We start from the raw sequence: 23,442 nt of genomic DNA, 5'->3' as shown, positions 1-23,442 counted from the left end.
GTGACCCGGCGCGGCGGTATTGCCCGATGACTCGCGGGCTCCGACGCTCGCACGATGTGAACCTAACGAACGAGCGCACGACGTGGCCGTCTACACCGAGGTATCCGACGCGGCGCTCAGCGCGTTCCTGGCGGCCTACGACATCGGCACCCTGCTGTCCTGCAAGGGCATCGCCGAAGGGGTCGAGAACTCGAACTACTTCCTGCACACGACCGGCGGTTCGTTCATCCTCACCCTCTACGAGAAGCGGGTGCGGGAACAGGACCTGCCCTTCTTCGTCGGGCTGATGGAGCATCTGGCGAGCCGGGGCCTCGCCTGCCCGCAGCCGGTGCGCGACCGCAGCGGCACCGCCCTCGGGCGCCTGTGCGGGCGGCCCGCCGCCCTCGTCAGCTTTCTCGAAGGCGTCTCCCTGTCCTCGCCGGGGCCGGAGCATTGCCGCGAGGTCGGCGTGGCGCTCGCACGCCTGCACGCAGCCGGCCGCGACTTCCCGATGGTGCGCGAGAACAGCCTCTCCGTCGCCTCATGGCGCCCGCTCTTCGCGCAGGCCGGCGATGAGGCCGATTCCGTCTCCCCCGGCCTCGCCGCGCGCACCCGCGACGACCTCGCCGTGCTGGAAGCCTCCTGGCCGAAGGACCTGCCGCGCGGGGTGATCCACGCCGACCTGTTCACCGACAACGTGTTCTTCATCGGCGACGGCCTGTCGGGGCTGATCGACTTCTACTTCGCATGCACCGACGCCTTCGCCTACGACCTCGCGGTCTGCCTGAACGCGTGGTGCTTCGATGCCCAGGGCCACTTCCACCGGGACATGGCGACGGCGATGATTGCCGGCTACGAATCCGAGCGTCCCCTCGAGCCGGCAGAGGTCGAGGCGCTGCCGATCCTGTGCCGGGGCGCGGCCCTGCGCTTCATGCTGACCCGTCTGGTGGATTGGCTGAACGTGCCGCCGGGCGCGCTGGTGAAGCCGAAGGACCCGCGCGAATACGACCGGCGGCTCACCTTCCACCGGCAGGCCACGGGCGCGGCCGATTACGGGCGCGCGGCATGAGCGAGGACGGCAAGGTCAAGATCTACACGGACGGCGCCTGCTCCGGGAATCCGGGGCCGGGGGGCTGGGGCGCCATCCTGATCTTCGGCGAGACCCGCAAGGAGATCTCCGGCGGGGAGGCGCACACCACCAACAACCGGATGGAACTGCTCGCGGCCATCGAGGCCCTTGAGGCGTTGAAGCGGCCCTGCCGGGTCGACCTGTTCACCGACTCCCAGTACCTGCGCCAGGGCGTGACCGCCTGGATCCACAATTGGAAGGCGCGCGGCTGGCGCACCGCCGACAAGAAGCCGGTGAAGAACGAGGACCTCTGGCGCCGGGTCGATGCCGCCCGCGAGCGCCACGAGGTCGAGTGGCACTGGGTGAAGGGCCACGCCAGCGACCCGCTGAACAACCGGGTCGATGCGCTCGCCGTGGCGGCCATGGCGCCGTTCAAGCGGCGGTAGAGTTTCTCACGGGGGCCATCGCCGCGCGGTATGCAGCACACGGAGAATGGTCACGGCATTGTCCGCCTGCTCATAGACAAGGATGTAGCGGCGGTGGACCACGAGTTCGCGTGTGCCGCCGACACGGCCAAGCCGTCCGATGCCGGGATGGGCCACGAGCGTTCCTGCGCGCTCCGCGAAGAGGCCATCGAGGGCGATCGCCGCCTGAGGGTCATCACCTTCGACGTGATCGTAGATGGCTTCTCTGTCCCGGAGCGCCTCAGGCGTCCAGAACAGATGCCTCATTCGGTGCCGCCGAGCCGTCGCCGCGTCGCCTCACGTTTCGCGGCGAAATGCACCTCGACCTCGGCGCCGGGGATGAGCCGGCCGGCACGGGCCGAAGCCAGCCCGTCCCGGACCTGATTGCGGAACCAAGCATCGTCCTCGGCAGCCTCGCGCTGACGCTGAACGTAATCCCGCATGAGATCCCGCAGGACCTGAGCGTCCGACCGGTCGTCCGCCGCCGTGGCACGGACGAACTCGTCCCTAAGGTGCTCATCGACCTCGAATGTGACGACGGCCTCGCCCACGGCATCCGCTCCCGGCTTCGAATCCCGTCATTATATCATGCTGGCCGGGGCTCGTGGAACGAAGCCTCAATCCGTCGTCCCGTCGATGCCGAGCCAGTGGCGGCCGTCGCGGGCCAGCAGGTCGTCGGCCTCCTTCGGGCCGGCGCTGCCGGCGGCGTAGGGGGCCGGGTTCGCCTGCGGCCAGCCCTTGAGCAGCGGGTCCACCGCCGCCCAGCCCGCCTCGATGTTGTCCGCCCGCTGGAACAGTGTCGCGTCGCCGATCATGCAATCGTAGAGCAGGGTCTCGTAGCCCACGTTCGGCGTGTTCGCGAAGAAGTCGTCGTACTTGAAGGCCGTGCGCACCCGGCCGATCCTCATCTCCGGGCCCGGCACCTTCACGTTGTATTCCGTGCTGATCCCGTGATCCGGGTCGATGGTGATGCGCATCACCGTCGGGCGCAGATCGTCGGTCGGCGTCTCCTCGAACATCTTGAACGGCGCGGGCTTGAACAGCACCGCGATCTCCGTCCGCCGGCCGGTCATCCGCTTGCCAGTGCGGATGTAGAATGGCACCCCCGCCCAGCGCCAGTTCTCGATGTGGAGCTTCAGGGCGATGTAGGTCTCGGTCGCCGAATCCTTGGCGACATGCGGCTCGTCCCGGTAGCCGGCCACCTGACGGCCCTCGCTGGTGCCCGCCGTGTACTGGCCCCGCACCGCGTCCTCCGCCGGGATCGGCTGGACGGCCTCGGCGAGCTTGGCCTTCTCCGTGCGCACTGCTTCCGCGTCGAACGAGTTCGGCGGCTCCATGCCGACCATGCAGAGCAACTGGAACATGTGGTTGGGCACCATGTCCCGCAGCGCCCCGGTCGGCTCGTAGAAGCCGCCGCGCTCCTCCACGCCCACCGTCTCGGCCGCCGTGATCTGCACGCTGTCGATGTATTCCCGCCGCCAGACCGGCTCCAAGAGCCCGTTGGCGAAGCGGAAGGCCATGATCGACTGCACCGTGTCCTTCCCCAGGAAGTGGTCGATCCGGTAAAACTGGCTCTCGTCACCCTGCTTCAGGATGCGGGCGTTGAGGTCCCGCGCCGAGGCGAGATCGGAGCCGAACGGCTTCTCGATCACCACCCGGCGGAAGCTGTCGCCCTCTTGGCGGAGCAGGCCCGCCTGCCCGAGCCCGTCGACGATGGTGCCGAAGAACCGCGCCGCCACGGCGCAGTAGAACACAGCGCTGCCCTTCACCTTCGCCTTCACGGCCTCGAAGGTCTCGGGCTTCTCGAAGTCGCCCTTCAGGTAATGCAGCCGGTCGCGGATGAAGCCCCAGCTCTTCGCGTCGATGCTGGCGGCGTGGAACTCGGAGGACGGGTCCTTGCTGAACTCCTCCATCGTCTTGGTGAGGCCGTCGCGGAGGGACTGGTCGTCGCCGTCGCCATGGTCCACGCCGATGATCGAGAAGCCCTCCGGCAGCAGTCCCGCCCCCGCGAGGTTGTAGAGGGAAGGCATCAGCAGGCGCTTGGTCAGGTCGCCGCCCGCCCCGAAGATCACGAGGGTGCAGGGCGGTGCGGGCTTGGTCCCGCAGGCGGCCTTGTCCTTCAGGGGCGTGGTCTCGGGCATCGGCGATCCCTCTCGGTTGCGGCACCGCAACGAAATCGGCGGGACAACCCCTCGTGCCGAAGGGCGTTCCTCACTCGTCGGGGCGCACCGCCTGCCCGCCGGTATCGATGGGCAGGCTCGGCCCCTTCAACTCGGAATCGCTCGGCAGGGCGCGGGCGTCCCAACCACCGCCGAGGCCGCGGATCAGGGTCACGGCCGCCGTGTAGCGGTTCAGCAGCACCTGCAGGGCGGTGATCTCGTTGTTCACGAGGAGCCCCTGCGCCGTCACCACGGTGGTGAAGTTCTGCGTGCCGGCCCGGTACTCGTTGAGGGTGATCTCCACCGCCTTGCGGGAGGAGTCCACCGCCGCGTCCTGGGCGCGCTGCTGCTGGCGCAGGATGCGCTGGGCGGCCATCTGGGTCTCGACCTCGGCGAAGGCGGCGAGCACCACCTGCCGGTAATTGGCCACCGCCGCGTCGTAGCCCGCCTGGGCGGCGCGCACGGCCGCGATGCGGGCGCCGCCCTCGAACAGGACCTCGCTGCCCGCCGCCGTCACCGCCCAGACCTGGTTGACCGGCGAGAGGATGCCGTTGCTCGTCAGCCCCGAAATGCCCCCCGAGGCGGAAATGGTCACGGTCGGGAAGAAGGCCGCCACCGCCACGCCGATCCGCTCGCTCTGCGCCTGCACGAGGCGTTCGGCCTGGGCGACGTCCGGGCGCCGCTCCAGCAGGTCGGCGGGGATGCCGGCGGGCACCTCCGGGGGAGTGCGCGGCAGGCTCGCGACGGCGATCGCCACCTCGGAGGGCGGGCGCCCGATCAGCGTGGCGATGGCGTTCACGAACTGCACGCGGGTGAGGCGCACCGCGATGGATTGCGCCTCGATCGTCTGCACCTGCGTCTGCGCGGTGATGACGTCGGAGCGCGCGGCGACGCCCGCCGCGTACTGGTTCTCGGTGATCTTCAAGGTCTTGCGGAAGTTCTCGATGTTCTCGTCGAGCACCTTCTGCAGGGCGTCGGCGTAGCGTACCGAGAAGTAGTTCGCAGCGACCTCGGCCTGGATCGACAGGCGGGTGAGCGCGACGGTGGCGGCGTCCGCCTGGGCCAGCGCCGTCTCGCTCTCGATGTTGCGGCGGGTGCCGCCGAACAGGTCGAGCTCCCAGCTCGCCTGTCCCTGGAGCGAGACGCTGGTCCGCTCCAAGCCCGCCGTGCGCGAGCGGGTGATGGAGGGCGCGCCGATGACGGTCGGATAGAGCGCGGCCTGCGCCGAGGCGACCAGTGCACGGGCCTGCCGGTAATTGGCCACCGACTGCCGGAGGGACTGGTTGTCCACGTCCACGAGGCGGATCAGCCGATCGAGGCTGGCATCGTGGAACACCCGCCACCAGTCGCCGCGCTCGACGGCGTCGGCGGGGCGCGCCTCGCGCCAGCCCTTCTTGCGGGCGGCGACGTAGCCGGGGCTGTCCTCGTGCACGCCGCCCTGCTTGTAGGCGAGCGGGGTCTCCACCGAGGGCCGGGAATAATCGGGCCCGACCACGCAGCCGGCGAGCGCCGTCGCGAGGAGAAGGGCACCCGACAGGGCGCGCAGCGAACCGGCCGACACCACGGGCATCCTCATTCGCCCGCCGGAACGGGGAGCGCCCCGCCGGCCCGGCCGCGGCGGTTCTGCCAGCGCTGCCGGAGGCGGTCGAGGGAGAGGTAGACGACGGGGGTCGTGTAGAGGGTCAGGATCTGGCTCACGATCAAGCCGCCGACGATGGCGATGCCCAGGGGCCGGCGCAATTCCGCGCCCTCCCCCATCGAGGCGATGAGGGGCACGGCGCCGAGAAGGGCGGCAAGCGTCGTCATCATGATCGGCCGGAAGCGCAGGAGACAGGCCTCGCGGATCGCGTCCACCGGATTCGCGGCGCGGGTGCGCTGCGCGTCGAGGGCGACGTCGACCATCATGATCGCGTTCTTCTTCACGATGCCGATCAACAGGAACACCGCGATGAGGGCGATGATGGTGAACTCCGTGCCCGTCACCAGCAGCGCCAGCACCGCGCCGACGCCGGCCGAGGGAAGGGTCGAGAGGATGGTGAGCGGGTGCACGAAGCTCTCGTAGAGGATCCCGAGCACCGCGTAGACGGCGAGGATCGCGGCGAGGATCAGGAGCGGCTGGCGCGACGCGGAGGACACGTAGTTCTTGGCCGCGCCGGCATACTCGCCGTGGATGCTCGCGGGCAAGCGTAAGGACGCCATGGCCCGGTCGATCGCCTCGGTCGCGTCCGACAGGCTCTTGCCCGGGGCGAGGTTGAACGAGATCGTCGTGGCGACGAACAGGCCCTGGTGGCTGATCTGCACCGGGGCGTTCCCCGTCTCGAACCGGGCGAAGGCCGAGAGCGGCACCATCGTCTCCTTGGCGGACGAGACCGGCGCGCTCGACGAGGCGCCCCCCTTGCTGGCGGCGAGCGCGTTGGACGAGGCGTTGCGGGCCGAATCGGAGGCGATGGCGGCCGCGTTGGTGCTGGCATCGGTGCTGGCGGTGGAGGTCGCGGCCGTGGCGGCCGCAACCGCGCCGGCCGTGCCGCTGCCGACCGCCCCGGTCCCGGAGGCTGCGCCGGCGGTGGGGCTGCTCGTGCCGGTGGCGGCGTTGGTGTTCACCGTGCCCCCCGCCGCGACGGTGCCGGCGACGGCGTTGGTGGTGGCCGAGCCCTTGGCGTTGCCGCCGGAGGTCGAGACGTAGATCCGCTTGATGGTCTCCGGCGTCTCCAGGTAGCGCGGCGCGATCTCCATCACGACGTGGTACTGGTTCAGCGGATTGTAGATGGTCGAGACCTGCCGCTGGCCGAAGGCGTCGTAGAGGGTCTGGTCGATCTTGTCGGGGGTGATGCCGTAGCGGAAGGCGGTGGCCCGGTCGATCACCACGCGGCTTTCCAGCCCGCCCTCCTGCTGGTCGGAGGTGACGTCGGCGAAGGTCGGATCCTTCTGCAGCGCGGCCAGGAGCTTGGGCGCGGCGGAGTAGAGCTCCTCCGGCGTGTCGCCCTGCAGCGTGTACTGGTACTGCGCGAAGCTCTGGCGCCCGCCCATCTGCAGGTCCTGCCGGGGGAAGACGTAGAGCCGGGCACCTGCCACCTGCGCGAGCTTCGGGCGCAGGCGCGCGGTCACGGCGCTCATCGACGCGCGCTCGGAGAGGGGCTTCAACCCCACGAACACGTTGGCCGAGTTGGTGCCGCGCCCGCCCGTGAAACCGACGACGCTCTCCACCGCCGGGTCCGCCCCGACGATCCGCGTCGCCTCGGTGAGCTTCTTCTCCATGGACTGGAAGGAGATGCGCTGGTCGGCCTGGATGCCGCCCATCATCTGCCCCGTGTCCTGCTCGGGGAAGAAGCCCTTTGGCACGATGATGTAGAGGTAGACGTTGAGCCCCACCGTCGCGAGCAGCGTCAGCAGCACGAGCCGGGGATGGCGCAGGGCGATCTCCAGGGTGCGGGCATAGCCCGCCAGCATCGCGTCGAACCCGCCTTCGAGCGCCCGGACGAGGAGGTTGCGGCGTTCCTTGCCCTGCGCGCCATGCCCCTCGCGCTTGAGCAGCCGCGAGCACATCATCGGCGTCGTGGTCAGCGACAGGACGAGGGAGATCAGGATCGCCAGCGACAGGGTGACGGCGAATTCCTGGAAGATGCGCCCGACGAGGCCGCCCATCAGCAGGATCGGCAGGAACACGGCGATGAGCGACAGGCTCATGGAGATGACGGTGAAGCCGACCTCCTGCGCGCCGATCAGCGCCGCCTGGAACCGGGGTTTACCCTCCTCGATGTGCCGCTGGATGTTCTCCAGGACGACGATGGCATCGTCCACGACGAAGCCCGTGCCGATGATGAGCGCCATCAGCGACAGGATGTTGAGGGAGTAGTTCAAGAGGTACATCGCCGAGAAGGTGCCGACGATGGAGATCGGCACCGCCACGGCGGGGATGAGCGTCGCCCGGCCGGAGCGCAGGAAGGCGTAGACCACGAGGATCACGAGGCCGACCGCGACGAGAAGCGTCTCCTCCGTCGCCTCCAGCGAGGCGCGGATCGTGGCGCTGCGGTCGCCGGTGAGCTTGATGTCGATGCCGCCGGGCAGGGCCGCGATGATCTGCGGCAGGGCCTTCTTCACGCCGTTGATCGTGTCGATGACGTTGGCACCGGGCTGCTTGTAGACGAAGAGCAGCACGCCGGGCTTGCCGTTGACGATGCCGAGGTTGCGCTTGTCCTCGACGCCGTCGAGCACTTGGCCGACATCGGTGAGCTTCACCGCCGCGCCGTTGCGGTAGGCCACGACGATGTCGCGGTAATCCTGGGCCTTGCGGCCCTGGTCGTTGGCGTAGAGCTGGTAGCGCCGGTTGCCGACGTCGATGTCGCCCTTGGGCGAGTTGGCGTTGGCCGAGGCCAGCGCCGCGCGGATGCCTTCCAGGCCGATGCCGTAGTGGAACAGGGCGGTGGGATCGAGCTCCACCCGCACCGCCGGCAGGGACGAGCCGCCGACATCGACGTTGCCGACGCCAGGCAGCTGCGAGAGCTTCTGCTGCACGACCGTGGCGGCGGAATCGTAGACTTGGCCCCGGGTGAGCGTGTCCGAGGTCATGCCGAGAATGATGATCGGGGTCTCGGCGGGGTTGAACTTGCGGTAGGTCGGGTTCTGCCGGAGCGAGGTCGGCAGGTCGGCGCGGGCGGCGTTGATGGCGGCCTGCACGTCGCGGGCGGCGCCGTCGATGTCGCGGTTCAGGCCGAACAGCAGCACGATGCGCACCGTGCCGAGCGAACTCGTGGACGTCATCTCGTTGACGTCGGCGATGACGCCGAGCCGCCGTTCGAGGGGCGCGGCGACGGTGGTCGCCATGGTCTCGGGGCTGGCGCCGGCCATCTGCGCCTGGACGAGGATGACGGGGAAGTCGATCTGCGGCAGCGGCGCGACGGGCAGCTTCAGGAACGCGAACACGCCCGCCAGCAGCACGCCGATGGTGAGCAGCGTCGTGGCGATCGGCCGCCGGATGAACGGGGCGGAGATATTCACGGGGCCGGCCTCACGGCACCGCCTCCCCGCCCTCCAGGCCGCGCCCGCGGCCGGCGATGCGGCGTTCCAGGCGGTCGAAGGCGAGGTAGATCACCGGGGTCGTGAACAGCGTCAGCACCTGACTGACGATCAACCCGCCCGCGATGCAGATGCCGAGCGGCTGGCGCAGTTCCGAGCCGACGCCCGTGCCGAGGATCAGCGGCACCGCCGCGAACAGCGCCGCCAGCGTCGTCATCAGGATCGGCCGGAAGCGGAGCAGGCAGGCCTGGAAGATCGCGTCGCGGGGGGCCATCCCGTCCTCGCGCTCGGCCTGGAGCGCGAAGTCGATCATCATGATCGCGTTCTTCTTCACGATGCCGATCAGGAGCACGATGCCGATGATCGCGATGATGTCGAGGAACAGGCCGAACAGCATCAGCCCGAGCAACGCCCCGATCCCGGCCGAGGGCAGGGTCGAGAGGATCGTGATCGGGTGGATGAAGCTCTCGTAGAGCACGCCGAGCACGATGTAGACGGTGACGATGGCCGCGAGCACGAGGAACAGCTCGTTCCCCAGCGCCGCCTGGAAGGCGAAGACCGAGCCCTGCGGCACCACCCGGAAGGAGGGCGGCAGGTCGATCTTGGCTTTCGCCGCGTCGATCGCCTCCACCGCCTGCCCCAGGGCCGCGCCCGGCGCGAGGTTGAACGACACGGTGGTGGCCGGGAACTGGCCGAGATGCGAAATCAGCAGCGGCGCCCGCTTCTCGGTGACACGCGCCACGGAGGAGAGCGGCACCTGCCCGTTCGTCGCCGTCGAGGACGGCAGGTAGATGCCGTTCAGGCTCTCCAGCGTCTTGTGCAGGTCCGGATCGGCTTCGAGGATCACCCGGTACTGGTTCGATTGGGTGAAGATCGTCGAGATGATGCGCTGGCCGAAGGCGTCGTAGAGGGCGTTGTCGATGGTCGCGGGGGTGATGCCGTAGCGGCCCGCCGTGGGACGGTCGATGGTGACGTAAGCCGCGAGCCCCTTGCCCTGGTGGTCGCTCGTCACGTCCGCGACGACGGGCGAGGCGGCCAGCGCCTCGGTGAAGCGCGGCACCCAGGTCTCGAAATCCTCGAGGTTCGGGCTCTCCAGGATCACCTGGTACTGCGTCGCCGAGACGGCGGTGTCGATGGTCAGGTCCTGGACCGGCTGCATGTAGAGCCGGATGCCGGGCTCGGAATTCGTCGCGGCGCCGATCCGCCGGATGATCTCGCTCGCGGTGGCGGTGCGCTCCTCGCGGGGCTTGAGGTTGATGAGCATCCGCCCGGAGTTCAGCGTGACGTTCTGGCCATCGACGCCAATGAACGAGGACAGGTTCGCGACGTCCGGGTCCTTCAGGATGATCGCGGCGAGCCGCTGCTGCCGCTCGGCCATGGCCGCGTAGGAGACCGATTGGTCGGCCTGGGTGATGCCCTGGATCACCCCCGTGTCCTGCACGGGGAAGAAGCCCTTCGGGATCACCACGAACAGATAGGCGGTGAGCGCCACCGTCCCCAGGGTGACGAGGAGCGTCAGCCCCTGGTGGTCGAGCACCACCCGCAGCGCCCGGCCGTAGGCGGCGATGGTGCCCTCCGTCGCCCGCCGGCCCATCCGCGCCAGGGGGCCCTCCCGCCGGACGGCCACCCCCGCCGGGACGTGCTTCAGCAGCCGCGCGCATAGCATCGGCACCAGCGTCAGCGAGACCACCGCCGAGATCACGATGGTGGCCGCGAGCGTGATCGCGAATTCGTGGAACAGCCGGCCGACCACGTCGCCCATGAACAGCAGCGGGATCAGCACCGCGATGAGCGACACGGTGAGCGAGATGATGGTGAAGCCGATCTCGCGCGAGCCCTTGAGAGCCGCTTCCAGGGGCGAATCGCCGTCCTCGACGTGGCGGGCGATGTTCTCGATCACCACGATGGCGTCGTCCACGACGAAGCCGGTGGCGATGGTGAGTGCCATCAGCGACAGGTTGTCGAGGGAGAAGCCGTAGAGGTCCATCACCGACAGGGCGCCGATCAGCGAGAGCGGCACCGACAGGCTCGGGATCAGCGTCGCCGACAGGCTGCGCAGGAACAAGAAGATCACCAGCACCACGAGGGCGATGGCCAGCCCGAGTTCGAACTGCACATCGTCCACCGAGGCGCGGATCGTGGTGGTGCGGTCGGTGAGCGGGGCGACGCTCACCGCCTGCGGCAGGCTCGCCTGTAACTGCGGCAGCAACTGCTTGATCTTGTCGACGGTGGCGATGACGTTGGCGCCGGGCTGGCGCTGGATGTTGAGGATGACGGCGGGGGTCTCGTCGGCCCAGGCGCCGAGCTTGGTATTCTCGGGTGCGTCCACGACTTCGGCCACGTCCGACAGGCGGACCGGTGCGCCGTTGCGATAGGCGATGATCGCCGAATCGTAGGCCTTCGGGTCGCGGATCTGGTCGTTGGCGTTGATGGCGTAGGATTGCCGGGGGCCGTCGATCGTGCCCTTCGGCGTGTTGACGTTCAGGTTGGTGATCGTCGTGCGCAGGTCGTCGATGTTGAGACCGTAGGCGGCGAGCTGCCGGGCGTTGAAGCGAACCCGCACCGCCGGGCGCTGGCCGCCGGAGATGCTGACGAGGCCGACGCCGGCCACTTGGCTGATCTTCTGCGCGAGGCGCGTCTCGGAGAGGTCGCGCACCTGGGTCAGCGGCAGGGTCTTGGAGGTGAGCGCCAGCGTCAGGATCGGCGCGTCGGCGGGGTTCACCTTGGCGTAGACCGGCGGCGCCGGCAGGTCCGAGGGCAGGAGGTTGCCCGCCGCGTTGATCGCGGCCTGGACCTGCTGTTCGGCGATGTCGAGGGGGAGATCGAGGTTGAACTGGAGCGTGATGACCGACGCCCCCGCCGAGGATTGCGAGGTCATCTGGTTGAGGTTGGCGAGTTGCCCGAACTGCCGCTCCAGGGGCGCGGTGACGGAGGAGGTCATCACCTCGGGCGAAGCGCCGGGATAGAAGGTCTGGACCTGGATCGTCGGGTAATCGACCGACGGCAGCGCCGAGACCGGCAGGTTCAGGTACGACACCCCGCCGACGATCAGGATCGCCAGCATCAGCAGCGTGGTAGCGACCGGGCGGAGGATGAAGAGGCGGGAGGGGTTCATGGGCGCGTGCCCTTATTGCCCCTGCTGTCGGTGCCGCCGGCGGCCGCCCTGCTGCGGGGCGCCTTCGGCGGTCGCCTCCTTGGCCGCGTCGGCGGCGGGCGCCTGCGGGCCGGCGGAGGGGGTGGGGCTGACGGCGGACGCCTGAGCCCCCTCCGTGACCCGCACCTTCGCCCCGTCCTTGAGGCGGTCGGTGCCGTCGGTCACGACCCGGTCGCCGGGCTTGAGGCCGGAGAGCACCACCGTGTGGATGCCGTCCGTCTCGCCGGTCTTGATCGGACGGACCGACACCTTGTCGTCCCCGTCCATCAGGTAGACGTAGGCGCCGGGGCTGCCCTGGAGGATGCCGCCGTTCGGCACCAGGGTGGCGTCGTGCAGCGTCTCGACGGTGAGGCGGGCATTCACGAACTGGTTCGGGAACAGCTCCTCGTCGGCGTTGTCGAACAGAGCGCGCAGCTTCACCGTGCCGGTGGTCGTGTCGATCTGGTTGTCCACCGTGTCGAGCTTGCCGGTGGCGATCTCGTGGGAATCGCCCCGGTCGTAGGCCTTCACCGCGAGGCTCGCCCCCGCCCGCACCCGGCGCATCACGCGGGCGACGTCGTCCTCGGGCAGGGTGAACACCACCGAGATCGGGTGCAGCTGCGTCACCACCACGATCGCCGTCGAGGCGGCGGAGATGTAGTTGCCCTGGTCCACCTGCCGCAGGCCGACCCGTCCGTCCACGGGCGAGGTGATGTGCGTGTAGGCGATGTTGAGCTTCTGCTGGTCCACCAGCGCCTGGTCGGCGGCGACGGTGCCCTCGTTCTGCTTCACCAGCGCGGCCTGGGTGTCGACGTTCTGCTTCGAGATCGAATCCTGGCGGTTCAGGGTCTGGTAGCGCTGGAAATCGAGCTTCGAGTTCTGCAGGAGCGCCTGATCGCGGGCGAGCTGCCCCTGATACTGCGCGAGCAGCGCCTCGTAGGGGCGCGAATCGATCTGGGCGAGGGGATCGCCCGCCTTGACCATCTGGCCCTCGCGGAACTTCACCTCCGTGAGGTAGCCGCTGATCTGCGATTTCACCGTCACCGTGGCGAGCGGCGTCACCGTGCCGAGGCCCTGCAGCACCACCGGCATGTCGCCCGCCGTGATGGGAGCGATGCCCACGGCCTGGGGCAGGTCGGACCCGCCGCGCTTGCCGCCGTGGCGACCGCCCGCCGCGCCGGCCGCCTGCTCCGTGCCCTTCTGGGTGCGGGAATCGTACCAGCGATGCGCGACGGCGCCGATGGCGGCGAGCGCGACGAGCAGCACCAGCCAGCGGATCGGCCGGAACCGGCGGCGCGTGCGGACGGGGGCCTGGATCGGCCCCGGCTCGTAGGCACGAGCAGTCTCGGTACGGATCGGCGAACTCTCGTTCATTCCCGACTCAAGCACATTCCGGTCGCGACACCCATCGGCAGGATCGCCGCGCGACCCCAAGACCGGGCCGCTTCGCATCGGTGTCGCACGAAAACGGTGACGGACCCTGAACTAGGCGTCCAATGAGCCTGCACTAGGGCGACGACGTTTCGGCGGTATTGCTGACCGAGGCGCCATAGGAACGCAGAACATCGCGAAAGGCGCCATCGACGGGCAGCGGCACGAGCGACATCCTGAGGACGAGCCCCAGGCCCGTGACCATCAGGGCGAAGAACAGACACCGCGTCATCGCGACCAAGCCCGCTGCGAGCCCCGACCGATAGCCCCCGAACGCGGAAAGGGCCACCGGCCGACAAGCCGGTGGCCCTCTACACGCGACCCAGGCGACGCACCGCGGGAAAGCGGAGCGAGGGGGCAGAGCCCCGCTGGAAACGGGCATCGCCCTGGCCGTGACGACAACCTATGCCCCGGGTGATGAATGTCAACAATCGTCAGCCGTCCCGATGCGTTCGGATAGGTGCCCCGTGCGCGAGCGCACATTCGAAAGGGGCGAGGCACCATGGTAAGGGCCTCCATGAATCGCGTCTTCGCAGAGCTCCCCACCACCGTCTTCGAGACGATGTCGCGGCTCGCCCGCGAGCATGGGGCGGTGAATCTCGGGCAGGGTTTCCCCGACGATCCCGGCCCGGCGGACATCCGCGAGGCCGGCGCCCGTGCGCTGATCGACGGCCCGAATCAATACCCGCCGATGATGGGCCTGCCCGCCCTCCGCGAGGCCGTCGCCGCGCATTACGCCCGGCATCAGGGCCTGACCCTCGACCCCGAGACGGAGGTGATGGTGACGTCGGGCGCCACCGAGGCCCTGGCCGGGGCGCTGCTGGCGCTGATCGAGCCGGGGGACGAGGTGATCCTCTTCGCGCCGATGTACGACGCCTACCTGCCTCTGGTCCGCCGGGCCGGCGGCGTGGCGCGGATCGTCAACCTGACCCCGCCCGCCTTCCGCCTCGACGCGGCGGCCCTGGCGGAGGCCTTCTCCGACCGGACGAAGCTCGTCCTCCTCAACAATCCCCTGAACCCGTCCGCGACGCTGTTCGGGTCGGACGACCTCGCCCTGCTCGCCACGCTGTGCTGCCGCCACGACGTCGTCGCCCTGTGCGACGAGGTGTGGGAGCATGTCGTGTTCGACGGCGCCCGCCACGTTCCGCTGATGGGCCTTCCGGGGATGCGCGAGCGGACGGTGAAGATCGGCTCGGCGGGCAAGATCTTCTCCCTGACCGGCTGGAAGGTCGGCTTCGTCACCGCCGACGCGCGGCTGATGCGGGTGCTCGCCAAGGCGCACCAGTTCCTCACCTTCACCACGCCGCCGAACCTCCAGGCCGCCGTGGCCCTCGGGCTCGGCAAGGAGGAGCCCTGGTTCGCAGCGATGCGCGCCGGCTATGCCCGCTCCCGCGACCGCCTCGCCTCGGGGCTGACCGAGCGCGGCTTCACCGTGCTGCCGGCGGCGGCGACGTGGTTCCTCAACATCGATATCGCGCCCCTCGGCCACCCCGACGACGTGGCCTTCTGCGAAACCCTCGTGACCCGGCATGGGGTGGCGGCAATTCCCGTCAGCGCCTTCTATCCCGACGGGGCGGTGCGCCACGTGGTCCGCCTGTGCTTCGCCAAGGCCGACGCGACCCTCGATGCCGCCCTCGACCGCATGGGCGATCTGGCGCGCCTCGCCGCCTGAAGCTCCTTGCGCGCAACCGGAGGCGCCGCCACATCGTTGCTCATGACGATGTCGAGCGCACGCATTCCCCCGCAGGATTTCCCGCCCCGGCGCGACATCCCGCATCAGGCCGGGCCGTTCCCCGGCGCCCTCGACCTCGGCCGCGAGGCGAGCCTCGCCCGGCTCGAAACCCTGGCGCACCTGATGGACAGCGCCTTCGTGATCCCCGGCATCAACCGGCGGGTCGGGTTCGATGCCCTGATCGGCCTCGTGCCCCTCGTCGGCGACGTGGCGGGCATGGTGATCTCGTCCTTCATCGTCTACGAGGCGCGCCGCCTCGGCGCCCCCCGCTGGCTGATCGGCCGGATGGCGTTGAACGTCGCCTTCGATGGCGTGGTCGGCGCGGTGCCGCTGGCCGGCGACATCTTCGACGCGGCGTTCAAGGCGAACCGGCGCAACGTCCGCTTGCTCCGCCGCTGGATGGAGCGCCACGGCGGCGTGCGCCCCAACGAGATCGAGGGCACCGCGACCCGGCTCCCCGACTGAGCGGAAGGGGCGCCGCGCCTTGACAACGGCGCCCGTGACGGCAAGTCCCGGGCATGACCGACGCCGTCCCGATGCCCGGCGCCCAGGCGCCCCTCGTCCGTGGGGGACTGTCGCCCCTCAACCGGCGGCGGCTCGCCAATTTCCGCGCGAACCGCCTCGGCTACTGGTCGTTCGTGGTCTTCGCCCTGCTGTTCGTCCTCAGCCTGTTCGCGGAGTTCATCGCCAACGACAAGCCGCTCCTCGCCTCCTACAAGGGCGAGTGGCTGGTGCCGGTGCTGGTCGATTACCCAGAAGAGAAGTTCGGCGGCTTCCTCGCCGTCACGGATTACCGCTCGCCGGAGATCCGCAAGGAGATCGCCGAGAACGGCTGGGCCATCTGGCCGCCGATCCCGTTCTCCTACGACACGATCAACGAGAACCTGCCGACCCCCTCCCCCTCCCCGCCGACCTGGATGCTCTCGGACGCGCAGTGCAAGCCCGTGGCCGAGCGCCTCGGCGGCACGGGCTGCGCCGACATCCCCTGGCACTGGCTCGGCACCGACAACACCACCCGCGACGTGCTGGCGCGCGTGATCTACGGCTTCCGCATCTCGGTGCTGTTCGGGCTGATCCTCGCCGCCGTCTCCTCGGCCATCGGCGTGCTGGCCGGGGCGGTGCAGGGCTATTTCGGCGGCTGGGTCGATCTCGCCTTCCAGCGCTTCATCGAGGTCTGGGGCGGCATCCCGACCCTCTACCTCATCATCATCATCTCGGCCTTCATCGCCCCCGGCTTCTTCGTGCTGCTCGGCATCATGCTGCTGTTCTCGTGGGTGGCGCTGGTGAGCGTGGTCCGCGCCGAATTCCTGCGAGCGCGCAACTTTGAGTATGTTCGCGCCGCGCGGGCGCTCGGCCTGTCGAATGTGCGGATCATGCGCGTCCACCTGCTACCCAACGCCATGGTGGCGACGCTGACCTTCCTGCCGTTCATCCTGAACGGCTCGATCACCACCCTGACCTCCCTCGACTTCCTCGGCTTCGGCCTGCCCCCCGGCTCGCCCTCCCTCGGCGAGCTCCTGGCACAGGGGAAGGACAATCTGACCGCCCCCTGGCTCGGCCTGACCGGGTTCGTCGTGATCGCGGCGATGCTGAGCCTGCTCGTCTTCGCGGGCGAGGCGGTGCGCGATGCGTTCGATCCCCGGAAAACCTTCGCCTGACCGCGTTCCCATCCGGCGAATGAGCCAGATTGTCGCATGGGACGGAATGCCTATGCCGGCAGTCCGATTGCGCGCGATTGGTTGCGCACAGTTAACACAACTTTTAGTGGATTAAATTGGCTTGTCCCGGCCGTTCGCGGCTGGTTTCAGCAACGGGTAACGGTCTCTTTTCTCACGAGAAAATTCTTCTCGCTACGGCCGGATGATAAAGTCATTCCCCTGAGCGGTAAAACGCGCGATGTTTCATTCCGTAGCGTCCCTCGATCGCCGCAGCCAAAGGAACTGTGCGTAAACTATCAAGCCAGCACAGGTCACCTTCGGAAAACACCTTGCTTTTTCCGTCGATCCACATAACTCGACGCCGAGGGGCCATTTCATCAAAAAACCAATGAGGGTATCGAGGATGTCTGAAACCGCGCCGACATCGCAATTGGACTACATCGAACGCACCGTCGACGTCGTCGCGGCCTATGTCTCGAACAACTCGGTGCCCACCACGGAACTGCCCGCCCTGATCGCCAGCGTTCACGAGGCGCTGAACCGGGTCGCCTCCGGCCCCGTCGCCCAGGCGTCGGAATCCGTCGAGAAGCCGACCCCCGCCCAGGTTCGCAAGTCGATCCGCCCCGATGGCCTGATCAGCTTCATCGACGGCAAGTCCTACAAGACGCTGAAGCGCCACCTGACCAAGCACGGGCTCGATCCGCACACCTATCGCGAGCGCTACGGCCTGCCCGCCGACTACCCCACGACTTCCGCGAACTATTCCGCCCAGCGCTCCGCCCTGGCGAAGAGCCTCGGCCTCGGCCAGCCTGGCCGTTCGGGACAGGGCAGCGACGCCGTCGACGAGATCGAGGAAGAGGCCGCCCCGGCCCCGCGCGGGCGCCGCAAGGCCGCCACCGCCACCGCCAAGGGCCGGTCCAGCCGCAAGACGGCGGACGCCGAGTAATACTTGAGAGAAACTTCCGCCGGCCCTACGGCGGCGCAACAATCTCTGGTTGCGCCGCCTTGGGTCGGCTCGGGCCGTCTCAGGCGGCGATGCGCCCGTCCAGGGGGAACACCTTGGCGGGGTTCATCATCCAGTCGGGATCGAACACCCCCTTCACCCGCATCTGCTGCTCCAGATCCTCCTGCGTGTACTGGAAGCGCATCAGGTCGCGCTTCTCGATGCCGACGCCGTGCTCGCCCGTGAGGCAGCCGCCGACCTCGACGCAGAGCTTCAGGATCTCGTCCCCCGCCGCCTCGGCCTTCTGCAATTCGCCGGGCGTGTTGATGTCGAACAGGATCAGCGGGTGCAGGTTGCCGTCGCCGGCGTGGAACACGTTGGCGACCCGCAGGCCGTGGCCCGCGCAGATCGCCTCGATCCGCTCCAGCACCGGCCCGAGCTGCCCGGTGGGGATAGTGCCGTCCATGCAGATGTAGTCGGAGATGCGGCCCGTCGCGCCGAAGGCCGATTTGCGGCCCTTCCAGATGGCGGCCGATTCCGCCTCGGAGCGGGAGACGCGGATGCTGGTCGGCCGGAAGTCAGCGGCGATGGCCTCGATCCGCGCGAGCATCGCGTCGCACTCCGCCTGCGAGCCCTCGACCTCGATGATGAGCATGGCCTCGGCGTCGCGGGGATAACCGGCCTTGGCGAAATCCTCGGTGATGAGGATCGCGTTGCGGTCCATGTACTCGATGGCCACGGGGATGATGCCGGCGGCGATGATCGCGGCGACGCAATCCCCCGCATCCTCCACCTTCGAGAAGCCGACGAGGACCGGCCGCGCCCCCTCGGCGGCGCGCAGGATGCGCACGGTCGCCTCGGTGACGATGCCGAGCTGCCCCTCGGAGCCGCAGACGAGGCCGAGGAGATCGTAGCCCGCCGCGTCGAGATGGTCGCCGCCCAGTTCGACCACGGTGCCGTCGTTCATCACCAGGGTGACGCCCATGAGGTTGTTGGTCGTCACGCCGTATTTCAGGCAATGAGCGCCGCCGGAATTCATGGCGATGTTGCCCGCGATGGTGCAGGCGAGCTGGCTCGACGGGTCGGGGGCGTAGAAGAACCCCTCGTGCGACACCGCCCCCGAGATGGCGAGGTTGGTGATTCCGCTCTGCACCCGGGCGAGCCGGTCGGCGAAGTCGATGTCGAGGATCTTCGTCATCTTGGCGGTGCCGAGGATGATCGCATCCCCTTGCGCGATGGCCCCGCCCGCGAGGGAGGTACCCGCCCCGCGCGGCACGACCCGCACGCCGTTGGCGTGGCAATAGGCCATCACCTTCGACACCTCCTCGGTGGTCGAGGGCAGCACCACGGCGAGCGGCATCTGGCGATAGGCGGTGAGCCCGTCCGTCTCGAAGGCGCGGCGCTCGTCCTCGGAGGTGATCAGCGCCTCGGGGGCGACGAGGGGCGCGAGGCCGGCGACGATCTCGTCCCGCCGCGCGAGGATGGCGGGGTCGGGCTCGGGGAAGCGAATGGTCATGGTGGTCCCTCGGTGCGCGAGGTGGTCTGGCGTGGGCCGCATCATGCACCCCCGCCGGGGGCTCCGGCAACGGTGGTAGCCGGGTCACAATCCGGCCATGGGGCGACCTTAAGCCTCGCTGCGACCGAACCGAACCGGAACGCCATGACGCCCTCGGCCGCGCCCGCCCTCTTCGACGAAGCCTTCGACCCCGCCGTCGCCCGCGACGCGGAGGGCGCGCGCGAACTCGGGCTGCGCAGCCTCTCCCTCGGCATCAACGCCCTCCAGGAGGTGACCGCCGCCTTCGACGGCGCGCTGGGCGAAGCCTTCGAGCGCGCGGTGGACCTGATCCTCGGCACCGGGGGCCGGGTGATCGTGAGCGGCATCGGCAAGAGCGGCCATGTCGGGCGCAAGCTCGCGGCGACGCTCGCCTCCACCGGCACCCATGCCTTCTTCGTCCACCCGACCGAGGCGAGCCACGGCGACCTCGGCATGATCGCCCGCGACGACGTGATCCTCGCCCTGTCATGGTCGGGCGAGACGGCGGAACTCTCCGATCTCGTCGGCTTCTCCCGGCGCTACTCCATTCCGCTCATCGCGGTGACGCGCAATGCCGCGAGCACGCTCGGCAAGGCAGCCGACGTGGTGCTCGAACTGCCGCGCGTGCGCGAATCCTGCCCGCACGATCTCGCCCCGACCTCGTCGAGCCTAATCCAGCTCGCCCTGGGCGACGCTCTCGCGGTGACGCTGCTGGAGCGGCGCGGCTTCACCTCGGCGCGGTTCCACACGCTCCATCCCGGCGGCACCCTCGCCGCCCGCCTGAAGACGGTGCAGCACCTGATGCACGGGGGCTCCGAGATGCCCCTGGTGCACGAGGACGCGCTGATGTCCGAGGTGCTGATCGAGATGGCCGCCCGCCGCTACGGCTGCGTCGGCGTCACCGGCCCGGACGGGCGGCTCGTGGGCATCGTCACGGACGGCGACCTGCGCCGCCACATGGGCCCGGCGATCCTCGCGACGCCGGTCCACCGGGTGATGACCCGCGACCCGATCACCCTCGAGCCGCACAAGCTCGCCCATGCGGCCCTCGAACTGATGAACCGCCGCCTCATCACGGCGGTCTTCGCCGTGGCGGACGGTCGACCGGTCGGCATCCTGCACATCCACGACCTGCTCCGCGCCGGCATCGCCTGAGGGGCGTCAGAGCGTCCCGATCCGGGTACTCGTCATCGGCAATTCGAACATGGAGCCGGGCTGCGCCCGGTCCGCGAAAGCCTCGATGCCGCTCCAGAGGGCGAGGATGCGTTCGGCCTGCTTCACCAGAGGCGCCTTCGTGAGGCCGGCAGACAGGAAGAAGCCGGGAGGCGCGGAAGGCGCTGAACTCGGCTTTGTTGCGCCGGATGCGGCGATCCCCCGACAACACAACCCACCGCCCCTCGCGGCTCAGCGTAGAGATCCACTGAAGGTCGGTGACGCCCGGCCCGAAACGGGTACGGATGTGGGTGATCTCGTGCTGCTCGGCGAACAGGGCTTGGAGGGCCCGGGCGAGGGCAGGCGACAGGTTCTCGTCGACGATCACCTTCACGCGGCGTGCAGGGACTCTTCGAACCGCATGGCGTCGCGGACGACGGCAACTGGGACCTCGTAGAGGCGCGCGACGCGCTCGATCGACCCTTCCGCCTTCACAGCATCGGCCAGGGCCACGGTCGGCACGCCGGCCTCCGCCGCGATGGGCTGGCCGAAGGCGCGCTTCGGATCGATGACGATCGTGTCCTTGCCCTGATAGGGCCGCCACCGGCTCACCACGTCGCCGTCGAGGTCGAGGTCGCGAAACGTCTGCTCCAGCACGGCCTTGATGACGTACTGACCCCGCTTGAGATCGAGCATCTCGCTGGCCCCGTCGGCTTTCAGGCTTTCGAGGAAGATCGTCCGTCCGTCCGTCTTGAAGCGTCTGGTCGAGAAGGGGCGCGGGTCGTCCACGGCCTCCCGCGCCCCTTCGAGACAGGCGCGAATCACCCGGAGGTCCACGTTCTCGCGTACGAAGGCCTGGATGAAGCGCAACTCGATGAGGTCGCGGAAGCCGAGTTCAAGTCCGTCGTCGTTCGCGGGCAGTTCGGGCGTCCACAGGGGCGGCATCCGCCGGGGCTTCCCACCGGACCTGTAGGCATATCCACCGAGCCAGCGGTTGATGCTCCGCGCCGGCATGCGAATGAGACGCGCCGCCTCGGGGACGGTGTAGTAACCGATCCCAAGCGCGGGGGCCTCCTGGGCCGCAATGACCGAACGCGGTGACATCTCGGGCAGATATCCTAGCAATCAGAGCCGCGCCAGCAACTCCGCCTTCTTGGCCTGGAACTCCTCCGCCGTGAGGACGCCGCGGGCGTGGAGATCCGCCAGCCGCTCGATCGTGGCGAGGATGTCGCCGCCGGAGCCCTGCACGGCTTGCGGCTCCGGTGTCGCGGGCTTCGGCTCCGGGGCCTCCGCTCCGATGCGTGTCAGCGTGTCGAGGGCGATGGGCCCCGCCGACCCGGTGAAGCGCAGCAGGCCGTTCGCCTGCGAGACGCCCGAGATGGCGTGCTCCCCCGTATCGTACACGGCGACGCCAGAGGCCTCCTCCACCGCGAGCCGCCGGCTCGTCGGGAAATAGGCGTAGCGCATCCCGTTCTGCGAGCCCGTCGCGGACGGGTGTCCGAGATCGCCCGGCCACCACGTCTCCGGGGAGGCTCGCGTCGCGAAGCCCTCCGCCGGCAGGGTGGCGGCGAGTTCGGTGCAGAGCGCGGCCACCCGCGCCCGCAGGCCATCGTCGAACATGCGGCCGACCATGGTCATGCCGCCCGCGCTCCACTGGCCCATACCGCCGAGATCCGGATGGTCGAACTGCGCCATCCGGCCATGGCCGCGCTCCAGCGCCTGCACGAGGTGACGCACCGCGTCGAGGCTCACCCCGTGCCGGTCCGCGATCGTCTGCAGGCCGGTGACGTGATCGACCCCGCCCCCGTCGATGAAGCCCGTCTCCGAGGCCGATTCGGTCTCGCCCATCCGCGCCATGGCCGCACCCAGTAGGTTCTTGAGGAAGGACAGAACAGACACGAGACCGGCCCCGCAGGACCGGGAAGCCTCGCTCAGCCGGCGTCGGCGGGAAAGGCCCCGGCGATCACGAAATCGGTGATCGGCCGGCGACCGTTCGGCGCCTCGCGGGGGCGCTGCTCCACGGTGAGGTCGGCGGGCGCCGTCTTGCGGCCCACGGCGAAGGCCGCCTCGATCCGGTGATGCTCCGGCAGGCGCAGCACCTCCGGCGCGCGGGCATGGTCGAACCCGGTCATGCCGTGGGCGTGCCAGCCCTGGCGAACCGCCTGGAGCTGGAAGGCGAGCGAGGCCGTGCCGGTATCGAAGGAATGGCTGTAGGAGGGCTTCAGTTCGTCCCCCACCCGCATCCGGGCGTTCGAGACGAGGAAGAGGATCGCTCCCGTGTCCGCCACCCATTTCTGGTTGCCGGGCACGAGGAGGTCGAAGAAGGTCTGCCAGTGGGCGTCGCCGCGCAGGGCGTAGAGGAAGCGCCAGGGCTGGGAATTGTAGCCCGAGGGCGACCAGCGGGCCGCCTCGATCATCCGCATCAGCTCGGATTCCGGCACCGCCTCTCCGGTGAAGGCCCGGGGCGAGTGCCGCTCGATGAAGAGGGGGTCGATCGCGTGGTCGGGCGTGCGGGGCTCGGTCAAGGTCGGCATCTCCGAAGTGATGGCCGACCATGCCCGAGGGATGCCCCGCGAGGCAATCGCTGCGCTGCGGTCAGCGGATGCGGCCGGGGCGCGCCGGCTCGAACACGATGCGGCGGTGGAACGCGCACCAGCTCTTGCCGTCCTGCACGGGCGCGCCACAGCAGATCGCCTGATCGCTCGGCTCGCCGATGATGTACTTGCACACGAAGGCGCCCGACTGGGCGAACGGCACCCGAAGGTCCGCCGACGGCTCCTTGACGGTCTCGGCGTCCCCGATCTGCGACATGCGGACGAGTTGGTTCATCGGTCGTGTCCTGACGGCGACCGCCCGGGTCGCCTCCTTCAAGTGCGGAGTTGAAACGCCCTGCCGCCGCGCGGGGTGGGACACCCGCTGACGGCAGCGTGGTACCCTAAAACCCGCGTAAAGCCGGTTCGCGACCGGCGCAGAGCTGTCATGGTACTGTCGTAGCTGGGGTCCAGAGCCTTGAAAACAAGTGCGTGATGCACTGCACGCAATTGACCACAGTGACGGATGCGTAGCTGATCGCCGGGGCGTGACGGATTTCGACCGTCGCGATGCCGGCCGCCACGGCCCCCCGTGCATCCGCCGCCGCCCTGTGGTTCATTCGCGCCGTTGATTCAGACGGAGC

General features: G+C 69.2%; 20 protein-coding genes and 1 pseudogene. 7 read left to right on the top strand and 14 right to left on the bottom strand.

The window, feature by feature from the left end:
* The first annotated feature begins 82 nt into the window (after positions 1-82).
* Together thrB and rnhA are read left to right on the top strand one after the other, a co-directional pair.
* On the top strand, positions 83-1,048 hold the full coding sequence (gene thrB / locus AAHF99_RS01795) for a homoserine kinase (protein WP_342162397.1): 966 nt from the start codon (positions 83-85) through the stop codon (positions 1,046-1,048).
* Positions 1,045-1,494, top strand: coding sequence for a ribonuclease HI (rnhA, locus tag AAHF99_RS01790; RefSeq protein WP_243959415.1), 450 nt, complete (start codon positions 1,045-1,047; stop codon positions 1,492-1,494). The genes thrB and rnhA overlap by 4 nt, the downstream gene beginning before the upstream one ends.
* A gap of 6 nt (positions 1,495-1,500) precedes the next feature.
* On the opposite strand, the gene AAHF99_RS01785 is transcribed toward rnhA, so the two are convergent.
* From AAHF99_RS01785 to AAHF99_RS01750, 8 genes are all read right to left on the bottom strand, one after another.
* Positions 1,501-1,779: a type II toxin-antitoxin system RelE/ParE family toxin gene (locus tag AAHF99_RS01785; RefSeq protein ID WP_243959417.1), complete on the bottom strand. Its 279-nt coding sequence runs from the start codon at positions 1,777-1,779 to the stop codon at positions 1,501-1,503.
* Positions 1,776-2,063: a CopG family ribbon-helix-helix protein gene (locus AAHF99_RS01780; protein WP_342162396.1), complete on the bottom strand. Its 288-nt coding sequence runs from the start codon at positions 2,061-2,063 to the stop codon at positions 1,776-1,778. The genes AAHF99_RS01785 and AAHF99_RS01780 overlap by 4 nt, the downstream gene beginning before the upstream one ends.
* A 66-nt stretch (positions 2,064-2,129) precedes the next feature.
* Positions 2,130-3,653 carry a glucose-6-phosphate dehydrogenase gene (zwf, locus tag AAHF99_RS01775; RefSeq protein WP_342162395.1) on the bottom strand — a complete coding sequence of 508 codons (1,524 nt, stop codon included), beginning with the start codon at positions 3,651-3,653 and terminating at the stop codon, positions 2,130-2,132.
* Between the two features lie 70 nt (positions 3,654-3,723).
* Positions 3,724-5,241 carry an efflux transporter outer membrane subunit gene (locus AAHF99_RS01770; RefSeq protein ID WP_342162860.1) on the bottom strand — a complete coding sequence of 506 codons (1,518 nt, stop codon included), beginning with the start codon at positions 5,239-5,241 and terminating at the stop codon, positions 3,724-3,726.
* Positions 5,242-5,243: 2 nt separating this feature from the next.
* Positions 5,244-8,666 carry an efflux RND transporter permease subunit gene (locus AAHF99_RS01765; protein WP_342162394.1) on the bottom strand — a complete coding sequence of 1,141 codons (3,423 nt, stop codon included), beginning with the start codon at positions 8,664-8,666 and terminating at the stop codon, positions 5,244-5,246.
* A gap of 10 nt (positions 8,667-8,676) precedes the next feature.
* Positions 8,677-11,799, bottom strand: a complete 3,123-nt coding sequence (locus AAHF99_RS01760) for an MdtB/MuxB family multidrug efflux RND transporter permease subunit (RefSeq protein ID WP_342162393.1) — start codon at positions 11,797-11,799, stop codon at positions 8,677-8,679.
* Between the two features lie 12 nt (positions 11,800-11,811).
* The gene (locus AAHF99_RS01755) at positions 11,812-13,191 is read right to left on the bottom strand and encodes an MdtA/MuxA family multidrug efflux RND transporter periplasmic adaptor subunit (protein WP_342162392.1); all 1,380 of its coding nucleotides are present in this window, start codon (positions 13,189-13,191) and stop codon (positions 11,812-11,814) included.
* 133 nt (positions 13,192-13,324) lie between these two features.
* Positions 13,325-13,537 carry a hypothetical protein gene (locus AAHF99_RS01750; protein WP_342162391.1) on the bottom strand — a complete coding sequence of 71 codons (213 nt, stop codon included), beginning with the start codon at positions 13,535-13,537 and terminating at the stop codon, positions 13,325-13,327.
* Between the two features lie 228 nt (positions 13,538-13,765).
* Between AAHF99_RS01750 and AAHF99_RS01745 the strand changes: the two genes are divergently transcribed.
* The 4 genes from AAHF99_RS01745 (at position 13,766) to AAHF99_RS01730 (ending at position 17,584) form a co-directional block, all read left to right on the top strand.
* Entirely contained in the window at positions 13,766-14,920 is a 1,155-nt protein-coding gene (locus tag AAHF99_RS01745; protein WP_342162390.1) for an aminotransferase, read from the top strand.
* Between the two features lie 48 nt (positions 14,921-14,968).
* Entirely contained in the window at positions 14,969-15,445 is a 477-nt protein-coding gene (locus AAHF99_RS01740) for a DUF4112 domain-containing protein (protein ID WP_412759817.1), read from the top strand.
* Between the two features lie 53 nt (positions 15,446-15,498).
* A complete protein-coding gene (locus tag AAHF99_RS01735) occupies positions 15,499-16,638 on the top strand; it encodes an ABC transporter permease (protein ID WP_243959435.1) in 1,140 nt (379 codons plus the stop codon).
* 403 nt (positions 16,639-17,041) lie between these two features.
* Positions 17,042-17,584, top strand: a complete 543-nt coding sequence (locus tag AAHF99_RS01730) for a Ros/MucR family transcriptional regulator (RefSeq protein ID WP_342162388.1) — start codon at positions 17,042-17,044, stop codon at positions 17,582-17,584.
* A gap of 79 nt (positions 17,585-17,663) precedes the next feature.
* On the opposite strand, the gene AAHF99_RS01725 is transcribed toward AAHF99_RS01730, so the two are convergent.
* On the bottom strand, positions 17,664-19,097 hold the full coding sequence (locus AAHF99_RS01725; RefSeq protein ID WP_243959439.1) for an FAD-linked oxidase C-terminal domain-containing protein: 1,434 nt from the start codon (positions 19,095-19,097) through the stop codon (positions 17,664-17,666).
* Positions 19,098-19,241: 144 nt separating this feature from the next.
* On the opposite strand from AAHF99_RS01725, the gene AAHF99_RS01720 reads away from it, so the two are divergent.
* Complete coding sequence (locus tag AAHF99_RS01720) at positions 19,242-20,270, top strand: KpsF/GutQ family sugar-phosphate isomerase (RefSeq protein WP_342162387.1); 1,029 nt, start codon at positions 19,242-19,244, stop codon at positions 20,268-20,270.
* Between the two features lie 211 nt (positions 20,271-20,481).
* On the opposite strand, the pseudogene AAHF99_RS01715 reads toward AAHF99_RS01720, so the two are convergent.
* The 5 genes and pseudogenes from AAHF99_RS01715 to AAHF99_RS01695 form a co-directional block, all read right to left on the bottom strand.
* A pseudogene (locus AAHF99_RS01715) lies at positions 20,482-20,655 on the bottom strand (PIN-like domain-containing protein); the annotation flags it as partial.
* Between the two features lie 2 nt (positions 20,656-20,657).
* Entirely contained in the window at positions 20,658-21,371 is a 714-nt protein-coding gene (locus AAHF99_RS01710) for a hypothetical protein (RefSeq protein WP_342162386.1), read from the bottom strand.
* Between the two features lie 21 nt (positions 21,372-21,392).
* Positions 21,393-22,115, bottom strand: a complete 723-nt coding sequence (locus tag AAHF99_RS01705; protein ID WP_342162859.1) for an SHOCT domain-containing protein — start codon at positions 22,113-22,115, stop codon at positions 21,393-21,395.
* Between the two features lie 83 nt (positions 22,116-22,198).
* Entirely contained in the window at positions 22,199-22,801 is a 603-nt protein-coding gene (locus AAHF99_RS01700; protein WP_412759816.1) for a nitroreductase family protein, read from the bottom strand.
* A 61-nt stretch (positions 22,802-22,862) separates the two neighbouring features.
* A complete protein-coding gene (locus AAHF99_RS01695) occupies positions 22,863-23,396 on the bottom strand; it encodes a GcrA family cell cycle regulator (RefSeq protein WP_342162384.1) in 534 nt (177 codons plus the stop codon).
* Between the last annotated feature and the right edge of the window lie 46 nt (positions 23,397-23,442).

It is taken from the genome of Methylobacterium litchii (assembly GCF_038442315.1).
GTDB classification, from domain to species: Bacteria; Pseudomonadota; Alphaproteobacteria; order Rhizobiales; family Beijerinckiaceae; genus Methylobacterium; species Methylobacterium litchii.
Note: the sequence above shows the minus strand (reverse complement) of the source record. Positions and strands in the feature narration are given on the sequence as shown.